The sequence below is a fragment of the Paraburkholderia sp. SIMBA_030 genome (assembly GCF_046535245.1).
Classification (GTDB): domain Bacteria; phylum Pseudomonadota; class Gammaproteobacteria; order Burkholderiales; family Burkholderiaceae; genus Paraburkholderia.
This window is the reverse complement of the sequence record NZ_JAWRXB010000003.1, coordinates 361,927-376,313: the sequence shown is the minus strand read 5'-3', so window position 1 is coordinate 376,313 and position 14,387 is coordinate 361,927. Positions and strand designations below refer to the sequence as shown.

Genomic DNA, 14,387 nt, shown 5'->3' with positions numbered 1-14,387 from the left:
TCGTTCTCGTTTGATTCAGGAACCCGTCGTGAGCGGGTCCGATGTTTGGCTCGTCTGCACGCGCACGCGGCGCAGCGTCAACACGAATAGTGCACCGCCGCCGGGCGCATTGCGCGCGACCAGCGTGCCGCCGCAATCGCGTGCAATCGACGATGAAATCGCAAGGCCCAGTCCAAGCCCCTGGCCCATTTCCTTGGTCGTGAAGAACGGTTCGAACAGATGCGGCAGCACGTCTTCGGGGAGGCCGGGGCCGTTGTCGCGCACGACGAACGACAAGGTCGTCTCCGCGACTTCGACCTCGATCGAAATGCGCGGCGGCGTCATGCCCGCCGTTGCGTCGAGCGCGTTGCCAAGCAGGTTGATCAGCACCTGTTCAAGCCGCAGATCGTCGCAATTCGCGATCAGCTGCGGATGATCGTCGGCGAGCGTCAAAAACGTGCGCGTGCCGGTCCCGGCATCGAGCAAAGCGAACTCGACTTCGACGCTCTGCAAACGCTGTTGCAGCAGCGCGATGACGTTGCGCAACGCCCGCACGATCGGCGCACGCGCATTGCGAGGCCGTGCCCGGCCGACGAACAGCTTCAACTGATTGGTGATCTTGCCCATGCGCTCGGTGAGCGCCGCGATCGCCTCGAGATTGTCGCGCGCCGACGCCTGATCGCCGCGTTCGAGCAGCACGCGCGTATTGTCCGAGAAACCGCGCAACGCCGCGAGCGGCTGATTCAATTCGTGCGTGATGCCGGCCGCCATCTGACCGAGCGCGGCAAGCTTGCTGGCCTGAATCAGCTCGTCGTGCGCGGCACGCAGTTCCTGCTCGGCACGCGTGCGTTCGGCCACCTCCTTCTGCAACTGCTCGTTTGCCTGCGACAGATCCGCGGTGCGTTCGGCCACGCGCCGGTTCAACTCCGCGTAGGCCTTTTGCAGCAGCGCACGGCTGCGCATGACCTCGCGCACACGGGCGAGGCGCATTCTCCAGTAGAACGCGAGCAGCACCAGCGATACATAACCGAAACCGGTGACGATGGTCGCATTGCGCGCGTCGGCGTCGACCGGATCGACTGGCGACATCGTGATCAGATGCCAGTCGGGTTCGCCCATGCCGCGCCGCGACGCAAGATAGCCCGGCGCATGGCGGCCGCCGCCGATGCGCACGATCTGCGCATTACCTTCGAGCGTGCGCTCGATCGTCACCGGCAGCGGCGCGATCGGCTGCTGCGCATACTGACGCGCCTGATAAATCGAGTCGGCCACTTGTCCGGACAGCGGCCGTATCGTGTGATATTTCCACGCCGGCATCGACGACAGGAAGATCACACCGTGATCGTCGGTGACGACGAGCGGCTCGGACGCGTCCGAGCCCTGAAACCATTCGAGATCAAGTTTGACCACCGCCACGCCGACGATCTTGCCCGCGCGCCGCACCGGTTGCGAGATGTAGTAGCCCGGCGCCTGCGAGATCGTGCCGATACCGAAGAAGCGGCCCACGCCGCCCTTGATCGCATCGAGAAAATACGGCCGGAATTGATAGCCCGCGCCGATGAAGCTGCCCGGCCCGTGCCAGTTGCTCGCGGCGACGCAATAGCCGTCGACAGGAATGATGTAGGTGACCGTGGCCCGCGCGTGGAGGTTGAGGTCTTCGAGATACAGATTGGCGCGCGCGACGTTGGCTGGCGTGGGATTGACCAGCACGTCCTGCACGATCGGATGTTCGGCAAGCAGATAAGGCAGCGACTCGTAGCGCTCCAGCGTGCTCTTCAGCGCGCTGGCAGTGCGATCGACGCGCACCGCGGCGTTGCGCCGCAAATTGTCGATCCCACGCTGCCAGGCAATGCTGTAGGTGAGTCCGCACGCCGCCACGAGCCCGGCGACGAGCGCGAAGAGGATCAGCAGGCGGCGCGTCACGTTGGCAATTTCCGATCGATGATGATCGGTCATTGTGGCATAAGGCGACGCGCCGTCGGCGGGAGCTTCGGCCGACGGTGCGGTGTCCAGTCGCGCGGCCGCCGGTTTCATACGTTGGCGTCCGCAGTCGCGGCCATGACCCGGCTTAAACGCCAGCCGGCTCTTTGACCGCCACATCGCCGCGCAGCGCGGCGTTCAGCTTCGAGCGATCCAGTTCCTTTTCCCACGCCGACACCACCACCGTCGCCACGCCGTTGCCGACGATGTTGGTCAGCGCACGGCATTCGCTCATGAAGCGGTCGATGCCGAGAATCAGCACCATGCCCGACAGCGGAATGGTCGGCACCACGGCGAGGGTTGCCGCCAGCGTGATGAAGCCCGCGCCGGTCACGCCGCTCGCGCCCTTCGAGGTCAGCATCGTCACCGCCAGCAGCGTGAGCTGTTGCGTCCACGTGAGGTCGGTGTTGGTGGCCTGGGCGATGAACAGCACGGCCATCGTCATATAGATGTTGGTGCCGTCGAGGTTGAACGAATAACCGGTCGGCACCACGAGGCCCACCACCGAGCGCGAGCAGCCGAGCTTTTCGAGCTTCAGCATCAACTGCGGCAGCGCGGCTTCCGACGAGCTCGTGCCGAGCACGATCAGCATCTCTTCCTTGATGTACGAGACGAAGCGCAGGATGTTGAAACCCACCGCGCGCGCGATGATGCCGAGCACGACCACTACGAACACGATCGAGGTCAGATAGAACGTGCCGATCAGCTTGAGCATCGGCACCAGCGAACCGATGCCGTACTTGCCGATCGTGAAGGCCATCGCGCCGAACGCGCCGATCGGCGCCAGCTTCGTGATGATGCGCACGATGCCGAACAGCACGTGCGAGAGGCCGTCGATGAAGTTCGTCACGACCTTGCCCTTCTCACCCGCCGTTGCCAGCACCGCGCCGAACAGCAGCGCGACCAGCAGGATCTGCAGGATTTCGCCTTGCGCGAACGCCGACGAGATCGTGTCAGGAATGATATGCATCAGGAAGTCGACCGTGGTCTGGCCGTGCGCCTTGGCGGCGTACGAAGCGACCGCCTTACCGTCGAGCGTGGCCGGATCGATGTTGAAACCGACGCCCGGCTTGAGCACGTGCGTGGCGATCAGGCCGAGCACCAGCGCGAAGGTCGAAACGATTTCGAAGTACAGCAGCGCCTTGCCGCCGACGCGCCCGACCTTCTTCATGTCTTCCATGCCGGCGATGCCCGTCACCACCGTACAGAAGATGATCGGCCCGATCACCATCTTGATCAGCTTGATGAAGCCGTCGCCGAGCGGTTTCATGTCGACGGCGAAGTTCGGCGAATAATGGCCGAGCACGATGCCGATGATGATCGCCACGATCACCTGGACGTACAGCATTTTGTGGATAGGTTTCTTCACGATGTTTCCTGCGATGTGGGTGAGCTCATGGCCTGCCACGCTGCGCATCATGCGAACGAATGATCGTCACGCCCGTGCACGGCATTAGGCCGCGACAAGACGACGAATTCAGAGATACCGGGAGGGGAAATCAGACATCGTTGTCTCCTTGCTTTAGTTGTCGGACCGTTGCGGCCGCGTGATCTATTTCGCAAGGTCGATGCCAGCTAAAAGCGCGCCTGAGCGCTTTGATTTATATAGGTTTTTTGGCTTATCACTACGCCCACCGTCCGGAATTCCGGAAATCCGGGCGAGGGCTGTCGGGGAATCCGGAATGCATCGAGACGGCGAGCCCGGGAAAACCCGGAGGGTTTTTCGGCAGCCCCCTTTGGTCGAGAAGAGCACCGTTTGCCGGTGTTGGCTGGCCTTTATGCGCCGCCTTCTTCGAGCACCAGCAGGTTCTCGTGCGAGAAACCCAGCGACACCGGCTGACCCCGTTCAGGCAAACCGCGATTCGGGTCGTTGAACACGTCGAGCGAAATGACCGCGTCTTTCACGCGTGTCCGGATGCGCACCACAGCGCCGAGGAAATTCACCTCTTCCACCGTTGCATTCAACGTGTTGCGGCCAGGCGCGGCCGGCTCCAGCACGATCGCCTCGGGCCGCAGCGCGAGCAGACGCTTTTTGCCGGCGTCGTCCGGCGGCAATTCCTGCGTGGTTGTCAGCTCCTGGCCGTCGACGGCCATCTTGCCGGTGGCCGGGTCCACCACGTGTCCCGCCAGGATGTTCAACGTGCCGACGAACGAAGCAACGAAGCGCGTACGCGGATAGTTATAGATCTCCGAAGGCGAGCCGATCTGTTCGACACGGCCTTCGTTCATCACGACGATGCGGTCGGAAATCGACAGCGCCTCTTCCTGATCGTGCGTGACGAAAATCGACGTGATGCCGAGTTCGCGCTGCAAGGCGCGAATGTCCTGCCGCAGCGAAATGCGGATCTTCGCGTCGAGCGCGGAGAGCGGCTCGTCGAGCAGCAGCACCTGCGGCTTGCCGGCCAGTGCACGCGCCAATGCCACGCGCTGCTGCTGACCGCCCGACAATTGCCATGGATAACGCTCGCCGAGATGCGGCAGCTTGATCAGCTGCAGCATTTCTTCGACGCGCTTTTTGATCTCCGCCTGCGGGCGATGCGTGATCTTCAGCCCGAAGCCGATGTTGTCGGCCACCGTCATGTTCGGAAACAGCGCATACGACTGAAACACCATGCCGACCTTGCGCTGCCGCGTCCGCAGATGCGTGACGTCCTTGCTGTCCAGCCGGATGATGCCGCGCGTCGGCGTTTCGAAGCCGGCGATCATCCGCAGTACCGTGGTCTTGCCGCAACCGGACGGCCCGAGGAAGGTGATGAACTCGCCGCGTTCGATCTGCATGTCGAAGTGATGCAGCGCCGTGTTCGCCCCGAACGACTTATGCAGATTTTCGATCTCAAGAAAAGCCATGATTCGCTGCCTCAGTCCGTCAAATTTTCTGGCCGCCAAGCGCGCGGGCCGAGCCGAATACCTGGATCAAACCCATCGATGCCCACGTGATCACGAACGCGATGATCGCAAGCGCCGACGGTTCATACGCGCGGTTCGCGCCGATCAATTGCAGATACGGTCCGAACGCGGGCCGGTCGAGCAGGCTCGCCAGCGTGAATTCGCCGATCACCACGGCAAAGGTGAGAAACGCGCCGGACAGAATGCCGGAGCGGATATTCGGAAAAATCACCTTGAAGAGAATCGTCGGCCAGTTCGCGCCGAGACACTCCGCTGCCTCGGTCAGCGAACGCACGTCGACCGCGCGCAAACCGGCATCCACCGCGCGGTACATGTACGGCAGCGATAGCGTCACGTAGCCGAGCACCAGCAATACGTCGGTCGCGCGTTCGTTGCCGGTGAGCGGCAGAATCGAACTGCTGTTATAGATGCGCAGATACCCGAACACGATCACGATCGCCGGAACCACCAGTGGCAACAGCGTGATGAACTCGACCACCGGCCGCAGCTTCGGCAGCCGCAATTGCACCCAGTATGCAGTCGGCACCACCAGCAGCACGCCGACGACGATCGTCAGCACCGCCATCAGGATCGAATAGCCGAACGAGGCCTGAAACCGCGGATCGGCCAGCACGACACTGTACGCCTCGAAGCTATACGTGCCGCGCTTCATCCGCAGGCTGAATTCGAACGTCGCGATCAACGGAATCAGGAAGTACAGCGAACCGACGATCATGGCGGTCCATGCCCCCACACGCGACTGGCTTTTCATCGACGCCCCCTTTCCGCGCGTGAACGCAACCAGATATAGCCGCCGTTCGACAGTCCGGTCACGAGAACCATGCCGAGCGCGAGCGCGTAGCCGAGGTTCTGGTTGTGCATCACGTCGCCGCGAATCTGCGCGTACAGCAGGATCGTGACGATGTTCAACGAACTGCCGGTCAGCGCATAAGCAGTGGCGACCGCGCCGAACGAATTGGCGAACAGCAGCAAGGTGGCGCCGAGCACGCTAGGCCACAGCACCGGTAACGCAACGTAGCGCCAGTATTGATACGACGTGCCGCCGAGACAGTCGCAGGCTTCGCGCCATTCGCGCTTCAGGCCGTCGAGCGCGGGCGTGACGATCAGCACCATTAACGGAATCTGGAAGTACAGGTAGGTCAGCGTCAAACCGGAGAAGCTCAACACGCTGAAGCCCGTCGAATACAGATTGAAGCCGAGGTATTTCTTCAGCAGCACGGTGACGAGACCGACGCGCCCCAATGTGCAGATGAAAGCGAACGCGAGAGGCACACCGGCAAAATTCGACGCGACGCCGGAGAACGTCATCAAGGTCGGACGAATCCAGCCGGGCAGTTTGCCTTGCACCGCCGCCCACGCGAGCAGCGAGCCGATCACCGCGCCGCCGAGCGCGGAAGCGGCGCTCACCTTGAAGCTGATCCAGTAAGCGTCGAGCACGCCCGGCTGGAGCAGATCGCGAAAATTGGCAAGCGTGAAGTGGCCTTGCGAATCCTGAAACGCGCCGACCATCAGAAAGCCGGTCGGCAAAATCAGGAACAACAGCGCGAAGGTGAAGAACGGCACCACGCCGATCCAGTTCAGGAACTGCGACGCGCGGCCCGGACCGTCGACGCGAGGTGTTGGCGTGGGCACAGGCGGAACCAGCAATTCCGGTTGCACCGACCCAGCATCCGATGAAGCGCTCATAGCTCACCCTTGGGGCTTTCTGGCTAACGCCGGGCGCGCCGCCCAACTGAAGCGGCGCGCTATCGGCAACACTGCATGCTGCACGTTGAAATAGCGTTGCCTCGTTTACTTCACGTTCGCGCCGACCGATTCATCCCAATGCTTCGTGATGGTGTCCTTGTAGGCGTCCTGCTGGGACAGGGTAGGGAACACCACGTTCTTGTACGCCGAAGGCGGCGGCAATTTGTCGAGCACCGGTTGCGGGACCTTCTTCGCCGCGACCAATTCGTTATAGCGCATCGGGTGGCAATAGCCGGTCAGCCAGCCGATCTGACCTTCGTCCGAATACAGATATTCCATCCACAGCTTGGCCGCATTCGGATGCGGTGCATAGGCGCTGATCGCCTGCACGTAGACGCCGCCGACGACACCCGTTTTCGGAATCACCACCTGCACCTTCGGATTGCCCTTCAGCGTGTCGCGATCAGCCAGCGCGTTGTAGTCCCAGCGCACGACGATCGGCGTGGTGCCCTGCGCGAGCGACGCGGCCTTGCCGATCACCGGCACGAAGTTGCCGCTCTTGTTCAGATCGGCAAAGAATTTGAGGCCGGCTTTGTCGGCCTTGCTCACATCGCCCTTGCTCTGCGACAGGCCCGCGGCGAACACGCCCTGGATCGCCTGGTTGGCCGAGCGCGGGTCGCCTGCCAGCGAAACGGCATTCTTATAGTCTGACTTGAGCAGATCGCTCCAGTCGGCCGGCACCTTGTCGATCATGTCGGCGTTCACTTCGAACGAAAGCACGCCGTAGTAATCGCCGTACCAATAGCCGTCGGCATCTTTCGAGTCATTGGGAATCGACTTCCAGGTCGCCACCTTGTAGGGTTGCAGCAGACCTTCTGCCTTTGCGCTCGGACCGAAAGACAAACCCACGTCGATCACGTCAGGCGCTTGCGGGCCTTTATTGCCCTTGTTCGCCTTGATGGCTTCGATTTCGTCGCCCGAACCCGCATCCGGATTCAGCTCGTTGACCTTGATACCGTATTTCTTCTGAAAGCCGGCGACCAGCTGACCGTAGTTGCACCAGTCGTGCGGCAAGGCGATCACGGTCAGTTGACCTTCCTGCTTCGCAGCTGCGATCAGTGTGTCGAGCGGCGCAGCCGAGGCGCTGCTCACGCCGGCTGCGGCAACACCCGCAGCGGCCGACATCGAAAGTAAACGTGCTAACGCGGTGCGGTTCATAGTCTTCCCCATCCTCTGCCGAAATTGCTACGTTTGGAAAATTTCTTGATTCGGGTTCTGTGGGCGCACGCTTGTACTCCTGCTCGCTCGCCCCATGCTCAGCCCGGATTCGCCGGTGCGGAAAACATGTCGTGTTCCAGTCTGTCGATGCGATCGGTACAAATCATGTCGACGCCCCACTGCGCGAGCAACCGCGCGCGCTCCGGGTCGTTCACCGTGTAGGCCAGCACGCGCAATCCGGCCGCATGGATCCCGGCGACCAACGGTTCGGTCAAATGCCGGTGACTCGCGTGCAACGACACGCAGTCCAACTCACGCACGATGCGCAGCCAGTCCGCCGGCACATCTTCGAATAGCACGCCGCGCCGCAATGAGGGCGCCGCATCGCGCGCAGCGGCTAGCGCGTCGAACGAAAACGATGAAAGCAGTGGCGGCGTCTGCGCTTGCCAAAGCGTCAGCGCGCCGCTTGCCACCAGAACGCCGGTGATCTCATCGCGGCCCGGACACGGTTTGATTTCGATGTTGGCGGCGATGCCGTCGCGCGCGCAACGCTCGGCCGCTTCGGCGAGCGTCGGCAGGCGCGTGCCCGCGAATTGCGGCCCGTACCAGGCGCCCGCGTCGAGCCCAGCCAATGAGTGCCACGTGTGTTCTGCAGCGGCGCCGAGGCCGTTGGTGGTGCGCTCCAGCGTATCGTCATGCAACAGAAAGAGCTGGTTGTCGGCGGAGAGCTTGGCGTCGAATTCGACCATCCGGTAGCCGTAGCGTACGCACGCGTCGAAACCGGCGAGCGTGTTCTCCGGAGCCAGCGTGCCGCCGCAGCGATGCGCGATCAGCCTCGGATACGGCCAGTCTGCGGATATAGCCCGATTAATCCCGTTTCCCACGTCTCGTTACCTTCAAGATAGAGCGCGTTAATTTGCTCTCGACACGCTTTTAACTGCCAACTGCCAACTGCCACCGCCGCCATCACGAACGCCGTTTTGTGCAGCCCTCACGCTCGAGCCCCGCGCGTAGTATCGCGCTAACGGGTAACGCCGCGATAGTGGGCGGCACGGCCAATACCCAATACTTCAATGGCGCCGGCATCTGCATTCATCGTCAGGATGAGGAACCGTGCAGCGTTCCAGCGGCACCACACGCACCGGCGAATCGTTCGTCCGACGAATGCCACGATCCATGATGGCAACGGGGCGGTCAATCAAATTGTCAAAGAACGCCCCAAAATGCTCGAAACGGGATATTCCAATTCCTTTTCGAACATTTCGTGTTCGAAATAGGCGTGAGCTTCCGATCTGCGAAGGCTAAGGTTAAATACACAAACTTGCAAGCTACCAAAAAAATACAACACAATTCGGCTAAAGTAGTACGCTTGACATCGTCCAGACACACATCCGTGTCAACGATGTCGTAGTTAAAACAAAGCCATGTGAACGCGTTCGCATCCAGGGAAAAATGCATGTGGCAGGAAGACCGTCATCAGAGAATTCGCGCGTTGCTGTCGACGCTTCAACGCGTGTCGACCGAACGCATCATGGCGGACCTCGGCGTGTCGCGCGAAACAGTGCGGCGCGATTTGCTCGATCTGGAAGCACTCGGTGAGTTGCGGCGCGTGCACGGCGGCGCGATCAAACCCGGGGACGAAGCACCGATCGCCGAGCGCGCGCACATGCGCGTCAAATCGAAGACAGCGATCGCCAAGGCGGCCACCGGCTTGATTACCAGTGGCCAGACGCTTTTTATCGACGCCGGCACCACCACCGCGGCGCTAGCCGAGGAGCTGGCGAAACTGGCGAACCTGACGATCGTCACTAATTCGATCGACGTCGCACTGAAAATGCGCGGCGCCGTCGAGCAAACCGAAGCGGCCAACGAAGTCATCCTGCTGGGCGGCTCGATCAGCGATCGCGCGATGGCGACCACCGGCGCCACCACCGTGCTCGACATCCAGCGCTATCGTGCGGACATGGCGCTGCTCTCGCCGGTAGGCATCGATCACCGGCACGGCGCGACCAACTACGATCACGGCGAAACCGAAGTGGCGCGCGCCATGGTCGCCAACGCGGACCGCGTCGTGATCCTCGCCGACTACAGCAAGATCGGCCAGCGCAGCCGGATTTCGTACTGTCCGGTCGATCGCATAGACGTGCTGATCACCAACAAAAAGGCGGCTGAAGCCGCCGACTTTGCATCGCTGAAGAGGAAGCTGGAAGAGATCGTTCTGGCTTAGTGTTTCGTGTGAGTTGCGTGTGATTTTCTCATACACGGCGCTTGCGACCCGTAGCCGGATAGCCGCCTACTCCTTCACGTGCATCGTGTCGAGCACGCGCTTGTGCAAGCGCGTGGCGCGCAGCGCGCCGGCTGCGTCGAGTATCGGATAGGCCGTCGCGCAGAACAGCGAATTGAGCCGCTTCATGTCGCTGATCAGATCCAGATGCAGCGCGCTGGTCTCGATGCTGCGCAAGCTTTGTCCCGCGAGCCGGTCCAGATGTTTGTATGAATATGCGCGCTCCAAGTCGCGAAAACGTTCCTTCTCCGCCAGCAAGCGCTCCGCGCAACGCAGATCGTTGTTCAGAAACACGGAAAGCCCGAGTTGCAGATTGGTGACGAGGCGCGTCTGCAAATCGTCCAGTTCGCCGAGCCCTTCCTCGGAGAACGACAAACGATGCGCGATCTTCTTCTCCTCGATATCGGTCACGATCCGCTCGATGATGTCGCCCGCATGCTCCAGGTTGATTGTCAGCGAAATGATGTCGGTCCAGCGGCGGCTATCGGCCTCGTCGAGTTGCTCCCGGGAGACCAGCGTCAGATAGCTTTTGACCGCGGCGTAGAGTTCGTCCACGTCGTCGTCCATGCGCACCGTTTCGCGCGCTTTGTCGAGATTGTTGTGATGGATCAGCTCCGTCACGTTGTCGAGCATGGTGCGCACGATGTCACCGATGCGCAGCACTTCGCGAGCGGCATGCGCGAGCGCGAGCGTCGGCGTGGAAAGCGCGGCGGCATCCAGATGCAGCGGCCGCAGTTCGCCGTTCGGCTGCGGCCGGTCCGGCAACACGCGCGTGCAAATGCGCGCCACCGGATCGATCAGCGACAGGCACGCACAGCAACGCAACGTGTTGTAGATCAGGTGAAAGCCGACCACCGCTTCGCGCGGATTCGCGATCAACACCGGCAGAGCGCGCGCGAGCAACGGTGCGAACGGCAGGATCAGTAGCGCACCGGTCAGCTTGAACGCAAGACTGCCCAACGCCAGACGCCGCGCCGCCGCGTTCTGCGCGACAGTGCCGATCAGCGCCAGCAAGCCGCTGCCGAGGTTCGCGCCGATCACGAGGCACAGCGCCACCTTCAACGAGATCACACCGGACGACGCGAGCGTCGCGGTCAGCAATACCGCCGCGAGGCTCGAATAGGAGAGCATGGCGAACGCCGCGCCGACCAGCGCATCGAGCATCGTGTCGCCGGTCAGCGCGCCGAACATCACGCGCACGCCGGCGGCTTGCATCATCGGCTGGGCGGCTTCGACGATCAGGTGCAACGCCAGCAGGATCAAGCCAAGCCCGATTAGCGTGCGGCCGACCTGGCCGACACGGGTCTGCTTGCGCGATAGAAAGAGCGGCACACCGAACAGAATCAGGATCGGCGACAGCCATGACAGGTCGAGTGTCAGCAGCCGTGCCATCAACGCGGTGCCGACGTCGGCACCAAGCATGATCGCGAGGCCGCTGGCAAGCGGCAAGAGACCCTGCGCCGCAAACGACGTGACGATCACCGCGGTTGCATTGCTGCTCTGCACGAGGCTCGTTACGCCGACACCGGAGAGGAAGCCCCGCCAGCGGCTGCTGGTGCTGCGCCCGAGCGCGCCGCGCAGGTCGGCGCCGAGTACCCGCAGGATGCCGGTGCGGACGATGTGCGACCCCCATACGAGCAGCGCCACACCGGCCAGAAGGTTAAGGAGAATCAGCATAAGCCACTACGCATTCCGTTCCTGCTGTCATGACCCGAACCGCATGCCGCGCAAACCGGCACCCGGGGTGTATGACTGTAGTGTTGCACAAATTTGCCTTATTGTAATTTTGTGCTTTTAAATATACGCTCGCGCAAAGCCGTGGACTGCTGTGCGCCAACGAGTTCGTTAGCGCGGCAGTCCGCTTGAAAACCCGACGCTGAGGATATTCGATGAGCCGCAATCTTGCGCTGTTCGACCTGGACCACACGCTGCTGCCGCTCGACAGCGATCAGGCGTGGGCGCACTTCATCGCTGGATTGGGCATAGAAGGCGCTACGCGGCATGCCGAGGAAATCGACGGCTACTACCGGCAATATGTGGCCGGCACGCTCGATATGGCCGCCTATCTGAACTACACACTGGCGCCGCTCGCCCGCCATTCGCGCGAACAACTCGACACGTGGCATGCCCAGTTCATGCAGGACGTGATTACGCCGGCAATCCTGCCGGCAGCGCGCGAGCTGGTACAACGTCATGTCGAAGCAGGCGACTTGTGCTGCATTGTCACCGCCACCAACGTGTTCATCACGACGCCGATCGGCAAGGCGCTCGGCTTCGAACATCTGCTCGGGATCGAACTCGCCACTGAAGGCGACGATCCTTTGGCGCGCTACACGGGCACCGCGGTCGGCGTACCCACCTTCCGCGAAGGCAAGATCACGCGCACCGAGAGCTGGCTGGCCTCGCTCGGCCATCGCTTGCAGGATTTTCCGCAGAGCTACTTCTATAGCGACTCGATCAACGACGTGCCCTTGATGGAACGTGTCACGCATCCGGTCGCGACCAATCCCGACCCGCGATTGCGCACCATCGCCACGGAACGGGGCTGGCCGGTGATCGAACTGTTTGCCTGAGGTCTCCCTAATGTGGTTTGCCTGGGCGCGTGGCCCATGCTGTGCTTAGACCACGCTACGGTTAAACGCGCCCTTTCCACGGCACCAGCCGCCGCTCCAGCGCCCGCATGCCGAGATCGAACAGCCACGCGATCAGTCCGATCAGCACGATGCCCATCACCACCACGTCGGTACGCAGAAAACTCGATGCGTTGAGCACCATCTGACCGAGTCCCGCTGTGGCGGCGACCATCTCGGCGGCGACCAGGGTGGTCCAGCCGAAGCCGATCGCGATACGCAGGCCGGTCAGAATCTCCGGCAACGCCGCCGGCAAAACCACGTAGCGCACGATCTGCGCGAAGCGGCCACCGAGAGAATACGCCGCATGAATCTGCTCGATGGTCGCACTGCGCACACCGGCACGCGCAGCCATCGCGATCGGCGCGAAGCAGGCGAGATAGATCACGACGATCTTCGCCGTCTCGTCGATCCCGAACCAGATCACCACCAGCGGCAGATACGCGAGCGGCGGCAGCGGCCGGTAGAACTCCAGCGGCGGATCGAGCAAACCGCGCGCGACCCGGCTCACGCCCATCAGGATACCGATCGGCACTGCGGTGAACGCAGCCAGTGCGAACGCGCCGAACACGCGCAGCGCGCTCCATGCGAGGTGCTGGGATAGCGGCAAGCCGCCTTGAATACGTCCGTGCCACGCGTCCAGAAACGCGGCCCAGACGGCCTCCGGCGTCGGCAGGAACAACGGCGGCAGCCAGTGCAGATGCGTGGCAAGCCACCACAGCGCCGCGAGCGCGGTCACCGAGACTGCGCTCAACGCCGCGGTCGGGCCTTCGCCCGGCAAGCGCCAGCCGCGTACCGGCCGCGCCTTGTTCCGTGGCGGCTCGTCCGCCTGGGCCAGCGGCAGATTGCCTAATGATTCCCGCGACGCCGTCATGACGTCACCTCTTCCCGATTACTTTCATGCAAGCGTCGCACCAGCCGCTCCCGCCATTCGATGAACTCCGCCGACGACTTCACCGCGCGGGCATCGCGTGTCTCGAGAAAGCGTTGTGCGAACGGCAGGTCGTAGCTGTCGGCGATGCTTCCTGGGCCCGGCGTCATCACGACGAGACGGGTCGCCAGAAACAGCGCCTCTTCGACGCTGTGCGTAATGAAAAACACCGTCTTACGCGTGCGCCCCCAGACGTCCAGCACGAGCTCCTGCATCGACTCGCGCGTCATTGCGTCGAGTGCGCCCATCGGCTCATCCATCAACAGGACTTGTGGATCGCTCGCCAGCGCGCGTGCAATGCCGACGCGCTGCTGCATACCGCCGGACAACGCGTAGACCCGCGAGCGAGTGTGCTGTTCGAGCCCGACAAGCGCCAGCATCCGCCGTGCAATGCGCTCGCGCTCCGCCTTCGGCACGCGCTGAAAGCGCAATCCGAGCGCCACGTTTTCGAGCACGTCGAGCCACGGCATCAACGCGTACTTCTGGAATACGACACCGCGATCCGCACCCGGCCCGCGCACCGGTTCGCCGTTCAGCCGCACCTCGCCTTCGGTCGGCTGAATAAAGCCTGCGATGCAGTTCAGCAAGGTCGTCTTGCCGCAGCCCGATGCACCCAGCGCGACGACGAACTCGCCCGGTTCGATCCGCAGATCGACATCGGCGAGCGCGACGTGCGGCGCGGCGCCGTGCGCACCTTCGTAGGCGACCTGCAATCGCCGGATCTCAAGACCGGTCATCGCCGAACCTCATGATGCTGGTGGAAGACCATGCA

At 62.5% G+C, this 14,387-nt stretch carries 12 protein-coding genes; 2 read left to right on the top strand and 10 right to left on the bottom strand.

Going from position 1 to position 14,387, the window contains the following annotated elements:
• Window positions 1-15: 15 nt before the first annotated feature.
• From SB772_RS07055 to ugpQ, 7 genes are all read right to left on the bottom strand, one after another.
• Entirely contained in the window at window positions 16-2,013 is a 1,998-nt protein-coding gene (locus tag SB772_RS07055; protein WP_410832554.1) for an ATP-binding protein, read from the bottom strand.
• A 34-nt stretch (window positions 2,014-2,047) separates the two neighbouring features.
• Window positions 2,048-3,328: a dicarboxylate/amino acid:cation symporter gene (locus SB772_RS07050; protein WP_410832553.1), complete on the bottom strand. Its 1,281-nt coding sequence runs from the start codon at window positions 3,326-3,328 to the stop codon at window positions 2,048-2,050.
• 407 nt (window positions 3,329-3,735) lie between these two features.
• The gene (locus SB772_RS07045) at window positions 3,736-4,806 is read right to left on the bottom strand and encodes an ABC transporter ATP-binding protein (RefSeq protein WP_410832552.1); all 1,071 of its coding nucleotides are present in this window, start codon (window positions 4,804-4,806) and stop codon (window positions 3,736-3,738) included.
• A 19-nt stretch (window positions 4,807-4,825) separates the two neighbouring features.
• Window positions 4,826-5,617 (bottom strand): ABC transporter permease, encoded by a 792-nt coding sequence (locus tag SB772_RS07040; protein ID WP_410832551.1) that lies wholly within the window; start codon window positions 5,615-5,617, stop codon window positions 4,826-4,828.
• Window positions 5,614-6,552, bottom strand: coding sequence for an ABC transporter permease (locus SB772_RS07035; RefSeq protein ID WP_410832550.1), 939 nt, complete (start codon window positions 6,550-6,552; stop codon window positions 5,614-5,616). Before SB772_RS07035 ends, SB772_RS07040 begins: the two co-directional genes overlap by 4 nt.
• A 105-nt stretch (window positions 6,553-6,657) precedes the next feature.
• Window positions 6,658-7,770 (bottom strand): ABC transporter substrate-binding protein, encoded by a 1,113-nt coding sequence (locus tag SB772_RS07030; RefSeq protein WP_410832549.1) that lies wholly within the window; start codon window positions 7,768-7,770, stop codon window positions 6,658-6,660.
• Window positions 7,771-7,868: 98 nt separating this feature from the next.
• Window positions 7,869-8,654, bottom strand: coding sequence for a glycerophosphodiester phosphodiesterase (ugpQ, locus tag SB772_RS07025; protein ID WP_410832548.1), 786 nt, complete (start codon window positions 8,652-8,654; stop codon window positions 7,869-7,871).
• A 572-nt stretch (window positions 8,655-9,226) separates the two neighbouring features.
• On the opposite strand from ugpQ, the gene SB772_RS07020 reads away from it, so the two are divergent.
• On the top strand, window positions 9,227-9,997 hold the full coding sequence (locus tag SB772_RS07020) for a DeoR/GlpR family DNA-binding transcription regulator (protein WP_410832547.1): 771 nt from the start codon (window positions 9,227-9,229) through the stop codon (window positions 9,995-9,997).
• 66 nt (window positions 9,998-10,063) lie between these two features.
• On the opposite strand, the gene SB772_RS07015 is transcribed toward SB772_RS07020, so the two are convergent.
• Entirely contained in the window at window positions 10,064-11,731 is a 1,668-nt protein-coding gene (locus SB772_RS07015; protein WP_410832546.1) for a Na/Pi cotransporter family protein, read from the bottom strand.
• 212 nt (window positions 11,732-11,943) lie between these two features.
• Between SB772_RS07015 and SB772_RS07010 the strand changes: the two genes are divergently transcribed.
• The gene (locus SB772_RS07010; protein ID WP_410832545.1) at window positions 11,944-12,627 is read left to right on the top strand and encodes an HAD family hydrolase; all 684 of its coding nucleotides are present in this window, start codon (window positions 11,944-11,946) and stop codon (window positions 12,625-12,627) included.
• 61 nt (window positions 12,628-12,688) lie between these two features.
• Here SB772_RS07010 and SB772_RS07005 read toward each other — a convergent pair whose 3' ends face one another.
• Both SB772_RS07005 and SB772_RS07000 read right to left on the bottom strand, forming a co-directional pair.
• Window positions 12,689-13,558, bottom strand: coding sequence for an ABC transporter permease subunit (locus SB772_RS07005; RefSeq protein WP_410832544.1), 870 nt, complete (start codon window positions 13,556-13,558; stop codon window positions 12,689-12,691).
• On the bottom strand, window positions 13,555-14,352 hold the full coding sequence (locus SB772_RS07000) for a taurine ABC transporter ATP-binding protein (RefSeq protein ID WP_410832543.1): 798 nt from the start codon (window positions 14,350-14,352) through the stop codon (window positions 13,555-13,557). The genes SB772_RS07005 and SB772_RS07000 overlap by 4 nt, the downstream gene beginning before the upstream one ends.
• Window positions 14,353-14,387: the final 35 nt, after the last annotated feature.

What these genes read in the sequence shown, in the direction of transcription:
- SB772_RS07055 (WP_410832554.1), bottom strand. Translation starts at nt 2,013, where the DNA reads ATGAAACCGGCGGCCGCGCGACTGGACACCGCACCGTCGGCCGAAGCT.
- SB772_RS07045 (WP_410832552.1), bottom strand. Translation starts at nt 4,806, where the DNA reads ATGGCTTTTCTTGAGATCGAAAATCTGCATAAGTCGTTCGGGGCGAAC.
- SB772_RS07040 (WP_410832551.1), bottom strand. Translation starts at nt 5,617, where the DNA reads ATGAAAAGCCAGTCGCGTGTGGGGGCATGGACCGCCATGATCGTCGGT.
- SB772_RS07035 (WP_410832550.1), bottom strand. Translation starts at nt 6,552, where the DNA reads ATGAGCGCTTCATCGGATGCTGGGTCGGTGCAACCGGAATTGCTGGTT.
- SB772_RS07030 (WP_410832549.1), bottom strand. Translation starts at nt 7,770, where the DNA reads ATGAACCGCACCGCGTTAGCACGTTTACTTTCGATGTCGGCCGCTGCG.
- SB772_RS07020 (WP_410832547.1), top strand. Translation starts at nt 9,227, where the DNA reads ATGTGGCAGGAAGACCGTCATCAGAGAATTCGCGCGTTGCTGTCGACG.
- SB772_RS07015 (WP_410832546.1), bottom strand. Translation starts at nt 11,731, where the DNA reads ATGCTGATTCTCCTTAACCTTCTGGCCGGTGTGGCGCTGCTCGTATGG.
- SB772_RS07010 (WP_410832545.1), top strand. Translation starts at nt 11,944, where the DNA reads ATGAGCCGCAATCTTGCGCTGTTCGACCTGGACCACACGCTGCTGCCG.
- SB772_RS07005 (WP_410832544.1), bottom strand. Translation starts at nt 13,558, where the DNA reads ATGACGGCGTCGCGGGAATCATTAGGCAATCTGCCGCTGGCCCAGGCG.
- SB772_RS07000 (WP_410832543.1), bottom strand. Translation starts at nt 14,352, where the DNA reads ATGACCGGTCTTGAGATCCGGCGATTGCAGGTCGCCTACGAAGGTGCG.